The organism is Microbacterium sp. TS-1, assembly GCF_000509385.1.
In the GTDB taxonomy this organism is placed as follows: domain Bacteria; phylum Actinomycetota; class Actinomycetes; order Actinomycetales; family Microbacteriaceae; genus Microbacterium; species Microbacterium arborescens.
Map to the genome: position 1 here is coordinate 1,165,168 of NZ_BASQ01000001.1, position 13,072 is coordinate 1,178,239.

The following is a 13,072-nucleotide window of genomic DNA, read 5'->3' on the forward strand; positions in this document are numbered from 1 at the left end:
GGTTGCCCAACCCGATGCGCTGTAGTACGCCGATCGGGCGAGGCGAACGGTCAGTCCGCGGCGACCGGGCTCTCGATCTCGGCGGGGTCGTCACCCGCGAACGCGTGCGACTTCGTCTCGAGGAACGCGCAGAGGGTCGACACCATCGCGAGCTCGGTCGACAGGGCGAGCGCCCCACCCGCGCCCAGACGCAGCTCGGTCTCGCGCGCCTCGAACGTGATGCGCCACGTGTTGCCGCCGGGAACGTCGGGCTCGATGTAGGTCACGGTCTGGGCGTTCATCATGGTGATCGCGACGAGCCCGGTGTCGCGGCCGAGGCTGCCGTCCTGCGGAATGACCTTCACCGCGAGCGGGTATCCGAACCGCTGGAACTCCTCGATCCACGCGTCGAGGGTCTGCTTGCTCCGGAAGGTCATCGCCCGGCCTCTTCGCCGCGCGAGATGCTGACCATCTCGTCGCGGTCGACGACCTTCACGCGCGCGCGTTCTGCCGGGGCGCCGAGCGCGATCTCGTGCTCGTCGAGGCGGTGCCAGCCGTCGAGGTCGGTCCAGGCGACGCCACGCTCGGTCAGCAGGTCGAGGACGCCCTGCTCGGACGGGTCGGCCGGCTGCCACCACGATCCCTGGTCGTTGATGACGTGGCGCACGGTCTCCATCGCGTCGGACTTGGTGTGACCGATGAGACCGACGGGTCCGCGCTTGATCCACCCCGTCGCGTACACGCCCGGCACCCGCTCGTTCGAGTCCTCGTGCAGCACCTGACCCTCGTGGTTCGGGATGACGCCGTGGGTCGCATCGAACGGCACGCCCGGCAGCGGCGACCCGAAGTAGCCGACCGCGCGGTAGAGCCCCTGGAGTGCGACCTCGCGCAGCTCGCCGGTGCCTTCGACGCCGCCCTGGCCGTCGGGACGCGTCCGCTCGTAGACGAGCGCGGCGACACGGCCGTCGGCGTCCTTCTTGACCTCGACGGGCTTGGCGTAGAAGTGCAGGTGCAGGCGGCGCGAGGCCTCTCCCCCGAGGCCGTTCGCACCCGGGCGCTGGCGCCAGGACTGCAGCACGCGGTCGATGACCATCACCTGCTTGTTCGACGCGATCGCCGCCTTCGAGGCCTCGTCGTAGTCGAAGTCCTCGTCGTAGACGACCAGGTCGACGTCGCGCAGGTCGCCGAGCTCGCGCAGCTCGAGCGGGGTGAACTTCACCTGCGCCGGTCCGCGACGCCCGAAGATGTGGACATCGGTCACCGCCGATGAGCGCAGCCCCTCGTAGACGTTGTCGGGGATCTCCGTCACGAGAAGGTCGTCGGCGTGCTTGGCGAGCAGGCGGGCCACGTCGAGCGCGACGTTGCCGTTGCCGATGACGCCGACGGATGCGGCATCCAGCGGCCATTCGCGCGGGAAGTCGGGGTGACCGTCGTACCAGCTGACGAAGTCGGCCGCGCCGTATGAGCCGTCGGCGTCGATGCCGGGGATGTCGAGTGCTGCGTCGCGCACCGCCCCCGTGGCGAAGATGACGGCGTTGTAGTGGTGCTTGAGGTCGTCGAGGGTGAGGTCCTCGCCGAAGCGCACGTTGCCGAACAGCCGGATGTCGCCGCTGTCGATGACATCACGGAGGGCGTTGATGATGCCCTTGATGCGGGGGTGATCAGGCGCGACGCCGTACCGGACGAGCCCATAGGGGGCGGGCAGGTGATCGAACAGGTCGATCGAGACGTCGAACTTGCGCTCGGCCTTCAGCAGCAGATCCGCGGCGTAGATGCCGGCGGGACCGGCTCCGACGATGGCCAGCCTCAGCTTGGTCATGGGTGTTCCTCGTTCCTGGTCGCACCCGAGCGCGGGCGCAGCGGGGTCTGTGTCAGCTGGCGCGGTCGACGACGACCTCGGCGAACCGGGTCAATGCGTCGCGCACGGCGCCGGAGGGAAGCGGCGCGAGGGCCGCGACGGCGTCATCGGCCCACTTCTCGGCGAGCCGGCGCGTCTCGGCCGTGACGGCGTGATCGCGCAGCCGGGCGAGCGGCTCGTCGAGGATCGCGGGGTCGGCGCCTTCGGCGATCTCGGCCACGCCGCGGTCGATCGTGGCGGCGAGCTCACGCGAGGCTTCGTCGTCGGCGCGGGTCAGCAGCAGGTACGGCATCGTCGGCACGCCGGCGCGCAGGTCGGTGCCCGGCACCTTGCCCGTCGCCTCGGGGTCGGCCGACAGGTCGATGACGTCGTCGAGCAGCTGGAAGGCCACGCCGGCCTTCTCGCCGAACGCGAGAAGCGGCTCGGCGAGCTCTTCCGGTCCGCCCGAGAAGAGCACGCCCACCTGAGCTGCGGCGGCGATGAGCGAACCGGTCTTGTCGGCCAGCACCTGGATGTAGAACTCGACCGGATCGTCGCCGGGCTGGGCGCCGATCGTCTCGTGCATCTGACCGAGCACGAGGCGCTCGAACGTGTCGGCCTGCACGCGGATCGCCCGCTCGCCGATGCGGGCCATGAGCTGGCTCGCGCGCGAGAAGAGCAGGTCACCGGTCAGGATCGCGACGTTGTTGCCCCACACCTCGTGCGCACTGGGGACGCCGCGTCGCTTGTCGGCGCCGTCCATGACATCGTCGTGATAGAGCGAACCGAGGTGGGTCAGCTCGAGCGCCGCAGCTCCGGCGATGACGTCCTCGGTCGCACCGTCGCCGAGCTGGGCGGTCAGCAGCGCCAGCATGGGCCGCAGCCGCTTGCCGCCGGCTTCGTAGAGGTAGCGCGTCTTGGCGTCGACGAGAGCGTCGCTGACGGTGAGCTCATCGCCGAGGCGCGTCTCTACGCGCTCGAGCCCGGCTTCGACGGTCGCGAGCAGCTTGCGGGTGCGGGGTCCGGCGAAGATCCGCTCGGTCATCCCGAGGTGCTTCGCCAGCCGCGGCGCGGATGGGCTCGATGTCACCTCTCCAGCCTACCGGCCGGGCGGCGGCGCCGATCCGCGCGAGCCGGTTCAGCCGGCGGGCTTGACAGCGCGATGCAGCGCGACGATGCCGAACGACAGATCGCGGTGGGCGACCTCGTCCCAGCCGGCTTCGCGGATCCACCCGGAAAGGGTGCGCTGGTCGGGCCAGTCGCGGATGGACTCGTTGAGGTAGTCGTAGGCCTCGGCGTTGGAGCTCACCACCCGCGCGACGAGCGGCAGCACCCGGTCGTTGTAGAAGCGGTAGAGCCCTGCGAACGCGCGGGACGGGGGCTGCGAGAACTCGCTGATGAGCAGACGTCCGCCGGGCTTGGCCACGCGCAGCATCTCGGCGAGCGCCTTCTTCGGCTCGTTGACGTTGCGGAGCCCGAACGAGATGGTGACGACGTCGAACTCGGCATCCCCGAACGGCAGGTTCGTGGCATCCGCTTCGACGAACGACAGATTCGGGATGCCGCCGCCCGGCGCCTGCGGTCCGTAGCGACGGACGCCCTCGGCGATCATGCCCGGCGAGAAGTCCGCGGCGACCACCTCGGCGCCGCTGCGCGCGAGCGAGACGGAGCTCGCACCCGTTCCGGCGGCGAGATCGAGGATGCGCTCCCCCGGCTTCGGGTCGATCGCGCGCGTGGCCGCGATCCGCCAGAGGCGGTCCTGGCCGAGGCTGAGGACGTCGTTGGTGCGGTCGTATGCGCCGGCCACCTGGTCGAACATGCCGCTGACGCGCGACGGGTCCTTGCCGAGGTCGGCGCGGTTGGGCTCGCTGGTCACGCCCTCGAGTCTAGGCGCGGCCGTGACCGCCCAGCCCCGCTCCGCGACGTCCCACTTCGGCCGGGTCTGGGCCGGGGTTTCCCGGCCGAATTGGGACCTCGGCGAGTGGGACGGGAGTCAGGGGGCCGAGGGGGCGGGGAGGGATGCCAGGATGCCGAGCCAGTGGTCGGCCGTGGGCGCGTCGAAGGGCGGGCGGTGCGCGGTGACCGCCGCCTCGAGGTCGACAGCGAGAGCCTCGAGCTCGGCGACGATCTCCCGCGGGTACCCGTAGGCCACGCGATGCTCCTCCCACTCGTCGCGGTCGTCGATCCAGATACCGCGGGTGGCGGAGTCGACGACATCCAGGTCCATGTCGATCGCGGTGGGCTCGCCGCCCTCGTCCCAGCGGGCGTCCCAGGCGATGTCGATGTAGACGCGGGTGGGATGAGGCGGCGCGTTCATCGTCAGCACCCACTCTCCGACAGGCGGAAGGAGCATGACGCAGGGGTGCGTCGCGACGAAGTCGCGTCCGGGCCGGTTGCTGCCGTCGCCCGGCCGCTGGCCGAACCAGTCGCCGTGCTCGTCGCTGCCGAGATAGATGCAGGCGTGCACCCAGTGGGTGCCGCCGTTCCACTTGCGCCAGCGGAAGATCACCGGGGTTCCCGGTACGGGGCGGAGCATCACGCGCCGAGTCTAGGCTGGTCGGGTGAACGATTCTGCGCCCGCCGCCCGGCTGCGCGTGGTCACTCGCGAGATCGAGGCACCCGACGAGCTGCTGGTGTTCGCCGACCCGCAGAACCCCACCGTGTGGTCGCGACGCGGCGACATCCTCGTGGCGCGCGGCACCGCCGCGGCCTTCGGTCCGGCCGACGCGAACCCCGGTCCGCGCGAAGCGGCCGACTGGTGGCGCAGAACGGTCGCCACCGCCGAGATCGACGACGCGGTCGGATTGCCCGGATCGGGCCTCGTCGCCTTCGGCGCCCTGCCGTTCGATCCCCGCCCCGACGACCGCGCCGACGCGACGACCCCGGCGCTGCACTTCGCGGTGCCTCGGGCCGTCGTGGGCCGCCGCGGATCGCGCGCGTGGGTGACCGCGATCACCGCCGACGGCTCGGATCCCGTCGCATCACTCCCCGCCGCGACCGGGTTCGGCCCGCACTGGTCGGCGACGACCGGCCCCGGAGCGCTGCCTCCCGACGGCTACCAGGAGATCGTGCGCGCGGGCGTCGACGCGATCCGCCAGGGCGACCTCCAGAAGGTCGTCCTCGCTCGCGATCTCGCCGGCACCGTTCCCGCGGACGCCGACCTGCGGCGGCTCGTCCGCGCGCTGTCGTCGGCGTACCCCGACACGTGGGCATTCGCCGTCGACGGCCTCATCGGAGCGAGTCCCGAGACCCTCGTGACGGTGTCGGGCGGAACCGTCACCGCGCGCGTCCTCGCCGGGACGATCGCGCGCGGAGCAGACGCCGACGCCGACACCGCGGCATCGCTGCACCTGGCCACCAGCACGAAGGATCTCGACGAGCACGGCTACGCGGTGCGCAGCGTCCTCGAGGCGCTTCGCCCGTCGACCTCGTCGCTCGTCGCCGGCGAACAGCCGTTCATGCTGAAGCTGCCCAACGTCTGGCACCTGGCGACCGACGTCGAGGGCGAGCTCGCCGGGGATGCCTCAGCCCTCGACCTCGTCGCGGTGCTGCACCCCACGGCGGCCGTCGCCGGCACACCGACCCCCAACGCGCTCGACGAGATCCGCCGCCTCGAACCCTTCAGCCGCGGACGCTACGCCGGTCCCGTCGGCTGGATCGACGCGAACGGCGACGGGGAATGGGCCATCGCGCTGCGATGCGCGCAGTTCCGTCCCGGAGAACGCACCGACGACGGCGCCTCGATGCCCTTCACCGCCTACGCCGGGGCGGGCATCGTGGGCGCGAGCGACCCGGAATCGGAAATGCTCGAGACGCGGGTGAAGTTCCGCCCGATCATCGACGCCCTCGCCTGAGCGGGCGATCGTGCGCCGCTCGCGGCTCAGCGATACTCAGCGCACCAGCGGGACTTCGATCAGCTGGCGCCCGCCGACGGGCGAGGTCAGCGCCTGATCGAGCGCCGAGCGCGTCGTGATGCGCCGGTACTCCCACCCGTAGGCGAGCGCGAGCTGCTCGAGGCGTGCCTCGTGGGGGGTGAACAGCACCCGGTCAGCAGCCTCCGGCGGCGCGGTTCCGGCGACCTCGAGCCCATCGAAGATCGTTCCGCCGCCGTCGTTGCCGACGATGACCTGGATCCGCGGTTCGTCCTCGGCGCCGGGGAGCAGCAGCGCGCCGACGTCGTGCAGCAGAGACAGGTCGCCGGTGAGCACCCGGGTCACGCCGGCCCGCGCGTCGTCCTGGCTCGCGACCGCGATGCCCACCCCGGTCGCGACGATGCCGTCGATGCCCGCGAGCCCGCGATTGGCGTGCACCGGCACTTTCTTGCCCCCGAGCACGGTGTCGGCCACCCGGACGAGCCTCGACGAGGCGAACAGGAGACGATCGTGCGGCCAGCTGGCCCGCCAGACCGCGTCGACGAGCGACTCGCGGTCGAGCGGCGCCTTGAGCACGGCCATCTCCGCCGAGATGGCGCCGAGGCGCTCCTGCGGCACCGCCGACGCGAGCCCGTCGACGTCGGGCGCCGCGGGGCTCAGGTCGACCGCCTCGTCACGCGATGCGCGCATCCAGGCGCCGAGCCAGGCGCGGTCGGCCGCCCCGGGGGTAACGGACACCGCGGACACCGCTGTCGTCGTGCCGTTGAGGTTGAGGTCTTCGCCCGGACCACGGACGGCCCACACCTCGACCTCCGGGCGCGACAGCAGCCCGGCCACCTCGCGGCTGAGCGTCGGATGCCCGAACACGACGACCCGCTCGACGGCGTCGGCCAGCTCGGGACGGGAGAGCACCGCTCGGTAGCCGTGGACGAGGTTGCGTCCGAAGCGCGCGCCGCTGACGATCTCCGCGACGAGCGGCCAGCCGCCCGCGTGGGCGAGTTCCTCCGCCGCCGGACCGGCATCCGCGCCTGCGACGACGAGCGTGTTCGGACCGCGGGTGAGCTCCACGGGTTCGAGGGGCGTGGGGGGTTCGGCTTGGCCGATCCCGCCGCCGCCCTGATAGTGCGCCCCCGAGACCGTCGACTCGGCGGCCGCGTCCGCGGCGGCGCGGCGGGTATCGGGGGCGAGGGCGGGCTCGCCATCCACGTCGATGAGCCACGGCGGGAGGGCGCCCGACAGGGGGCTCCGGTACGGCAGGTTGAGGTGCACGGGGCCCGCCGGGCGCGACCGGTCGCCGCGAGTCGCGGCGAGAGCCTCGACCGCGAGGGCGGCGACGTCGGCCGACTGCGCCGCGGTCGGGTCGGCGTCGACGTCCTCCGGGGTCGGGGCGTCGGCCTCGAGCCGGACGAAGCCCGAGAACAATCCGGGCTGGCGCGTGGCCTGGTTGGCGCCGATGCCGCGCAGCTCGGGCGGGCGGTCGGCGGTCAGCAGCAGCAGGGGCACCCCCGAGTGGTGCGCCTCGAGAACCGCGGGCATGAGGTTCGCGACCGCCGTTCCCGACGTGCAGACGACGGCTGCCGGCATCCGCGTCTCACGCCCGATGCCGAGCGCGGTGAATCCAGCGACGCGCTCGTCGACGCGGACGTGCAGGCGGATCAGGCCGCGCTGCTCCAGTTCGGCCGCCACGAGCGCGAGCGCCTGCGACCGTGACCCCGGGCTGAGGACGACGTGGCGCACTCCCCCGGCGACCAGGGCGCCGAGAAGCGCCGCCGCGGCGTCGGTCGCGGGAGCCCGATCCGCCGGCGTCGGAGCGTGTTCGGCCCCGCTCATCTCAGGCGCGCGGACCGCGTGAGCCGGCCGGTCCTTCGGCGTCGTCGTCGCTCTGCGACGAGCGCGTGGGCGGGATGTCGCGGGGGTCGTCGGCCTCGGCGTCGAGGGCGGCGAGCTCCTCCTCGAGACGGCGGATGCGCTCGTCCTGGTCGCGGACCGTTCCGAGACTGCCCAGGAACTCGGGATCGTCATCCGGCGCACGGCGCACCGGAGCACTGGCTCGGCGCGCACGTCCGACGACGAACCACAGGATGCCGCCCAGCACGGGCAGCAGGACGACGATGAGGATCCACACCGGCTTGCTGACGCCGCGGTGCCGCGTGGCGTCCTGGAGCGCGCAGTCGACGATGCTGTACACCCAGAAGGCGAGTGCCAGCAGCACACCGATGAGCAGGAGCCGCGCCATCCTCCCATCCTAGGCGTCCGGCGGGGTGCTCGGCCCGGACGTAGAATGGCCGGATGAACGCCCGCTCGGCCGTCGTCTACTCGGTGCTGCGGCTCCTCGCCTTCCTGATCCCCTTCGGCATCATGATGCTCTTCCCGATCATGCGCGAGTTCTACTGGCTCGCGGCGATCTTCGCCGCCCTCATCGGCTTGAGCCTGTCGATGATCTTCCTGCGCCGGCCGCTCGACGACGTCGCGACCGGCCTCGCCGAACGGCGCACGCGCCGCCGCTCGGGCGCTCAGGCCGACGCCGAGGCCGAAGACGCCGCATCCTGACGGCGGCTCGCTGCCATCTCAGCCGACGAAGGCCCAGAACAGGAACGCACCGTAAGCGACCGACGTCAACGACGTCAGCGCCAGCGCGACGACCAGCTCACGCGGCTGACGATACGTCCACACGATGAGGATCGCCGACAGAGCGGGCAGCAGCGCGAACAGGCTCAGCCATGCGATCGGGTAGACCAGCGCGAGCAGAACGGCGATCGCGAACGGCGCCAGAACGAACAGCGTGAAGACGATGCGGGTGGCCGTTCGGCCGATGAGCACCGTGAGCGTGCGCTTGCCCGCGATCCTGTCCTGGTCGATGTCGCGGAGGTTGTTCGCCAGGAGCACGGCGCAGGCGAGCAGCCCCGCACCCACCGCACCGAGCCAGCTCTCCTGGGGAACGAATCCGGCCTGGACGAAGGTCGTGCCGACGGTCGCGACGAGCCCGAAGAAGACGAAGACGAACAGCTCGCCGAGACCCGCATAGCCGTACGGGCGCTTGCCTCCCGTGTAGAACCAGGCGGCGACGACGCAGGCCGCTCCGATCAGCAGCATCCACCAGTGACCGGTGCGCACGACGATCGCGATACCGGCGACGGCCGCGAGCCCGAAGAACCCGAGGGCGACGGCGAGCACCGTGCGAGGCTTCGCGAGCTTGCCCCCGGTCAGCCGGGCGGGGCCGACGCGCACATCGTCGGTGCCGCGGATGCCGTCACTGTAGTCATTGGCGTAGTTGACGCCGATCTGCAGCGCGACGGCGACCACGAGGCAGCACAGCGCGATGACCCAGTGCAGCTGTCGATCGACGAGCATCGCTGCGCCCGTGCCGATGAGAACCGGCGTGATCGCCAGCGGCAGCGTGCGCAGACGCGCGGCGCCGATCCAGTCGCGCGCCGTGGCCGTCCGAGGCGGCGGTGCCGACACGAGGCCGCGCTTGGCGGGGTTGCCGCCGCGCGGTGCAGGACGGGACGACTTCGGGGAGCGAGACGAACGAGCCACGAGGGATCATCCTAGATCGCGAGCATGCGACGCACCGCCGCACGGTCGGGTTTGCCGCTCGCGAGCACCGGCATCCGATCGACCGTGACGACCCGTGCGGGGCGCGCCGGTTTGCCGAGCCGATCACCGACGGCATCCCGGAGCTCGCCGAGCAGCCCCGGCACGTCGGAACCGATGTCGGCGAGCGCCGCGCTCGGCACGACGACGGCCGAGGCCTGGCCCCATCGCTCATCGGGGATCGCGACGACGACGGCCGACGCGAGTCCGGCATGTTCCCGGACGACGGCCTCGACGCGGTCGAGCGAGACGTTGACTCCGCCGGAGATGATGACGTTGTCGATACGACCGGTCACCCGCAGCACGGCACCGTCGAACTCCCCCGCGTCGCCGGTGCGGTACCAGCGCACACCGTCGTCGACGAGGAAGGATGCCGCCGTGCGGTCCGGCTCGCCGAGGTACCCGTCGGCGAGCATCGGGCCAGACAGCTGCACCTCGCCCGCGACGATCCGCACCCCCACTCCATCGAGCGGGACGCCGTCGTAGACGCATCCGCCGCTCGTCTCCGTCGAGCCGTAGGTGCGCACGATGCGCGCGCCCCTCTCCAAGGCGCGCTGGTGCTGCGCCGCCGGAAGCGCCTGCCCGCCCACGAGGATCGCCTCGTACGCCCGCAGAGCATCGGCGACGGCGGCATCGGTCTCAGCCGCGTCGAGCAGGTCGGACAGCTGCGCCGGCACCAGCGAGGTGAACATGCCCGCACGCTCCCCGCCGATGCTCGAGTGCATCGACGCGGTGACCGCGGCGAACGCGGCGGGCGAGAACGACCCCGCGAGGACGGCCGGCTCATGACCCGAGAGCAGGCTGCGGACCATCACCTGCAGCCCCGCCACGTACCCGGGCGACAGGGCGAGGAGCCAGCGCCCCTCTCCGATCCGCGCCGCGGTCGACACGGCGCTGGCGATCAGCGCCGACCGACTCAGGACCACGCTCTTGGGCACGCCCGTCGATCCCGACGTCGTGACGACCGCGACGGTTCCGGGTGGGGCCTGCGCCGGCACGGTGTGGCCGGCGGGCGCGCCGAGGGCGAGCGCCGGCCCCGCACCGTCGAGGGTCTGCCGCAGGGCCCGGAGCACCGCGCGGGGCTCGGATGCGACCGGAACGAGGTCGACCGCCATGTCAGGGCGATCCATCTCAGAAGTGGTACGGGTAGGGCGACCAGTCGGGGTCGCGCTTCTGCAGGAAGGCATCGCGTCCCTCGACGGCCTCGTCGGTGCCGTAGGCGAGGCGCGTCGCCTCGCCCGCGAACACCTGCTGACCGACCATCCCGTCGTCGATCGCGTTGAACGCGAACTTCAGCATGCGGATCGCGGTGGGCGACTTGCCGAGGATCGTGCGGGCCATCGCGATCGCCTCGCGCTCGAGCTCGGCGTGCGGGACGACGCGGTTCACCGCGCCCATCTCGTACGCGCGCTGGGCGGAGTACTCCTCGGCGAGGAAGAAGACCTCGCGGGCGATCTTCTGACCGACCTGGCGCGCCATGTACGCCGAGCCGTAGCCGGCGTCGAACGACCCGACATCCGCGTCGGTCTGCTTGAACCGGCCGTGCTCGGCCGAGGCGATGGAGAGGTCGCACACGATGTGGAGCGAGTGCCCGCCGCCGGCGGCCCACCCCGGGATGACCGCGATGACGACCTTCGGCATGAACCGGATGAGGCGCTGCACCTCGAGGATGTGCAGCCGGCCCGCGCGGGCGGGGTCGGCCACGGCGCTCTCGTCGTCGCTGTACTTGTAGCCGTCGCGGCCACGGATGCGCTGGTCGCCTCCCGAGCAGAACGCCCAGCCGCCGTCTTTCGCGCTCGGACCGTTGCCCGTCAGCAGCACGACGCCGATGCGGGGGTCCTGACGGGCGATGTCGAGCGCGCGGTACAGCTCGTCGACCGTGTGCGGGCGGAAGGCGTTGCGCACCTCGGGGCGGTCGAAGGCGATGCGCGCGATGCGCCCGTCGTTCGAGACGTGAGCCGTGATGTCTGTGTACGCGTCGGCCCCGGGGGCGAGCGACCATTCCGCGGGATCGAACAGTTCCGAGACCATGCCGCCAGCCTATGCCGCGGTGGGAGGATGAACGCGTGGACCCCGACTTCCCCCTCCCCTCTTTGGCCGAGCTGCTCGACCGGTCGCACGTCGTGGCGCTGCCGCTGACGACGCGTTTCCGCGGGGTCGACGTGCGAGAGGCACTGCTGCTCGAGGGGCCCGAGGGCTGGACCGAGTTCTCTCCGTTCACCGAGTACGACGACGGCGAGGCCGCGACCTGGCTGGCCGCCGCGCTCGAGTTCGGCTGGACCGCGACGCCTGCGCCGGTCCGCGAGCGCGTCGCGGTCAACGCCACGGTTCCGGCCGTCGCGGCCGAGCGCGTCGCCGAGGTGCTCTCGCGGTACGACGGATGCCGCACCGTCAAGGTCAAGGTCGCGGAGCGCGGCCAGGTGCTCGCCGACGACGTGGCTCGCGTGCGGGCCGTCCGCGAGGCGCTCGGCCCCGAGGGGCGCGTGCGGATCGACGCGAACGGCGCGTGGAACCTCGACGAGGCCGAGCACGCGCTCCACGCCCTGGCGGAGTTCGATCTGGAGTACGTCGAGCAGCCGTGCGCGAGCGTGGCGGAACTCGCCGAGCTGCGCCGCCGCGTGCGCTACATGGGGATCCCGGTCGCCGCCGACGAGAGCGTCCGCAAGGCCGACGACCCGCTCGCCGTGGCACGGGCCGGCGCCGCCGATCTGCTCGTCATCAAGGCGCAGCCGCTCGGCGGCGTCCGGCGCGCGCTCGCCCTGGTGGCAGAGGCAGGTCTACCCGCGGTGGTCTCGAGCGCCCTCGACACGAGCGTCGGCCTGTCGATGGGCGTCGCCCTCGCGGCGGCCCTGCCCGATCTCGAATACGACTGCGGCCTGGGGACGGCCTCGCTGTTCGCCGCCGACGTCGCGACTCCCGCCCTCCGTCCCATCTCGGGCGAGCTCCCGACCGGACGGGTCTCGGTCGACCGGGATGCCGTCGCCGAGCTCGCCCCGTCCGCGGAGCGGCAGCGGTGGTGGCGTGAGCGTCTCGAGCGCTGCCACGCGGTGCTCGCGCGACAGCACTGACCGCAGATCGCGCAGACCTCAGGCGTCGAGGAGCGCGGTCGCGAGCTGCCCGATGCGTTCGTGCAGCAGCCGCGTCGTCTCCGCTTCGCCGAGCCCTTCGACCGCCGCCCGCTCGCACGTCGCATCGGAAAGATCGACCATGAGCTGCGCGACCTCCGTGATCGGCAGCCGGAAGCGCAGCTCGTAGACCTTCCGGATGTCGTCGACGATCACCCGCACCCGCTCGACGATGCCGTCCTGCAGGCGAAGGTAGGCCTCGGCCATCCGTTCGTCGCGCAACGCCTGCGTGCGCAGCTCCGACACCAGCCGGGGCTCCATGCCCCCGAGCGAGACGTCGACGATCTGCGGAACGAGCAAGGACGGATCGGGCGCCGCGGTGCGATCGAGGGTGCGGACGCGGTCGGCGACCAGGTCGAGCTTCTCGCTCGAGGACCGCTCGACCAGGGCGAGGAAGAGCTCTCCCTTGGAGTCGAAGTTCGAGTAGAAGGCGCCGCGGGAGAACCCGGCGCGGTCGCAGACGGCCTCGACGGATGCCGCGTCGAGACCGACCTCGGCGAAGACCTCGGCGGCGGCATCGAGCAGCCGGGCGCGCGTGTTCTCGCGACTGCGGGTGGCTGTGCGTGCCTCGGCGTCCATGGTGCTCCTCGTGTTCACACCGATCGTCCAGCCTGACCGATGCGTGATGAACCTAGGATACATTGGTGTATCGGATACAGCGCTGT

14 protein-coding genes are annotated in these 13,072 nt (G+C 72.0%); 3 read left to right on the plus strand and 11 right to left on the minus strand.

Annotated features, from left to right (window positions below; genetic code table 11):
* Positions 1 to 50: 50 nt before the first annotated feature.
* The 5 genes from MTS1_RS05530 to MTS1_RS05550 form a co-directional block, all read right to left on the minus strand.
* The gene (locus tag MTS1_RS05530) at positions 51 to 416 is read right to left on the minus strand and encodes a hypothetical protein (protein WP_023952175.1); all 366 of its coding nucleotides are present in this window, start codon (positions 414 to 416) and stop codon (positions 51 to 53) included.
* A complete protein-coding gene (locus tag MTS1_RS05535; RefSeq protein ID WP_023952177.1) occupies positions 413 to 1,798 on the minus strand; it encodes an FAD-dependent oxidoreductase in 1,386 nt (461 codons plus the stop codon). Before MTS1_RS05535 ends, MTS1_RS05530 begins: the two co-directional genes overlap by 4 nt.
* Before the next feature lie 52 nt (positions 1,799 to 1,850).
* Positions 1,851 to 2,906, minus strand: coding sequence for a polyprenyl synthetase family protein (locus MTS1_RS05540; RefSeq protein ID WP_036304658.1), 1,056 nt, complete (start codon positions 2,904 to 2,906; stop codon positions 1,851 to 1,853).
* 48 nt (positions 2,907 to 2,954) lie between these two features.
* A complete protein-coding gene (ubiE, locus tag MTS1_RS05545; protein WP_023952181.1) occupies positions 2,955 to 3,692 on the minus strand; it encodes a bifunctional demethylmenaquinone methyltransferase/2-methoxy-6-polyprenyl-1,4-benzoquinol methylase UbiE in 738 nt (245 codons plus the stop codon).
* A 117-nt stretch (positions 3,693 to 3,809) separates the two neighbouring features.
* Positions 3,810 to 4,352: a DUF402 domain-containing protein gene (locus MTS1_RS05550; RefSeq protein ID WP_023952183.1), complete on the minus strand. Its 543-nt coding sequence runs from the start codon at positions 4,350 to 4,352 to the stop codon at positions 3,810 to 3,812.
* A gap of 25 nt (positions 4,353 to 4,377) precedes the next feature.
* Between MTS1_RS05550 and MTS1_RS05555 the strand changes: the two genes are divergently transcribed.
* Positions 4,378 to 5,670 carry an isochorismate synthase MenF gene (locus tag MTS1_RS05555; protein WP_023952185.1) on the plus strand — a complete coding sequence of 431 codons (1,293 nt, stop codon included), beginning with the start codon at positions 4,378 to 4,380 and terminating at the stop codon, positions 5,668 to 5,670.
* A gap of 36 nt (positions 5,671 to 5,706) precedes the next feature.
* On the opposite strand, the gene menD is transcribed toward MTS1_RS05555, so the two are convergent.
* On the minus strand, positions 5,707 to 7,518 hold the full coding sequence (gene menD, locus MTS1_RS05560) for a 2-succinyl-5-enolpyruvyl-6-hydroxy-3-cyclohexene-1-carboxylic-acid synthase (protein WP_023952187.1): 1,812 nt from the start codon (positions 7,516 to 7,518) through the stop codon (positions 5,707 to 5,709).
* A 1-nt stretch (position 7,519) separates the two neighbouring features.
* Entirely contained in the window at positions 7,520 to 7,924 is a 405-nt protein-coding gene (locus MTS1_RS05565) for a PLD nuclease N-terminal domain-containing protein (RefSeq protein WP_023952189.1), read from the minus strand.
* 53 nt (positions 7,925 to 7,977) lie between these two features.
* Here MTS1_RS05565 and MTS1_RS05570 point away from each other — a divergent pair, with 53 nt between their 5' ends.
* A complete protein-coding gene (locus MTS1_RS05570) occupies positions 7,978 to 8,238 on the plus strand; it encodes a DUF4229 domain-containing protein (RefSeq protein WP_023952191.1) in 261 nt (86 codons plus the stop codon).
* Positions 8,239 to 8,256: 18 nt separating this feature from the next.
* Here the strand turns inward: MTS1_RS05570 and MTS1_RS05575 are convergent, their stop codons facing one another.
* Genes MTS1_RS05575 through MTS1_RS05585 form a run of 3 tightly spaced genes read right to left on the minus strand, consistent with a single transcriptional unit; the run spans position 8,257 to position 11,313 of the window.
* Positions 8,257 to 9,225 carry a 1,4-dihydroxy-2-naphthoate polyprenyltransferase gene (locus MTS1_RS05575; protein WP_023952193.1) on the minus strand — a complete coding sequence of 323 codons (969 nt, stop codon included), beginning with the start codon at positions 9,223 to 9,225 and terminating at the stop codon, positions 8,257 to 8,259.
* Positions 9,226 to 9,236: 11 nt separating this feature from the next.
* Positions 9,237 to 10,412 carry an AMP-binding protein gene (locus tag MTS1_RS05580; protein WP_233494896.1) on the minus strand — a complete coding sequence of 392 codons (1,176 nt, stop codon included), beginning with the start codon at positions 10,410 to 10,412 and terminating at the stop codon, positions 9,237 to 9,239.
* A gap of 1 nt (position 10,413) precedes the next feature.
* Entirely contained in the window at positions 10,414 to 11,313 is a 900-nt protein-coding gene (locus MTS1_RS05585; protein ID WP_023952197.1) for a 1,4-dihydroxy-2-naphthoyl-CoA synthase, read from the minus strand.
* A 35-nt stretch (positions 11,314 to 11,348) separates the two neighbouring features.
* On the opposite strand from MTS1_RS05585, the gene MTS1_RS05590 reads away from it, so the two are divergent.
* A complete protein-coding gene (locus MTS1_RS05590) occupies positions 11,349 to 12,350 on the plus strand; it encodes an o-succinylbenzoate synthase (RefSeq protein ID WP_023952199.1) in 1,002 nt (333 codons plus the stop codon).
* Positions 12,351 to 12,368: 18 nt separating this feature from the next.
* Here the strand turns inward: MTS1_RS05590 and MTS1_RS05595 are convergent, their stop codons facing one another.
* Positions 12,369 to 12,986 carry a TetR/AcrR family transcriptional regulator gene (locus tag MTS1_RS05595; protein WP_023952201.1) on the minus strand — a complete coding sequence of 206 codons (618 nt, stop codon included), beginning with the start codon at positions 12,984 to 12,986 and terminating at the stop codon, positions 12,369 to 12,371.
* Between the last annotated feature and the right edge of the window lie 86 nt (positions 12,987 to 13,072).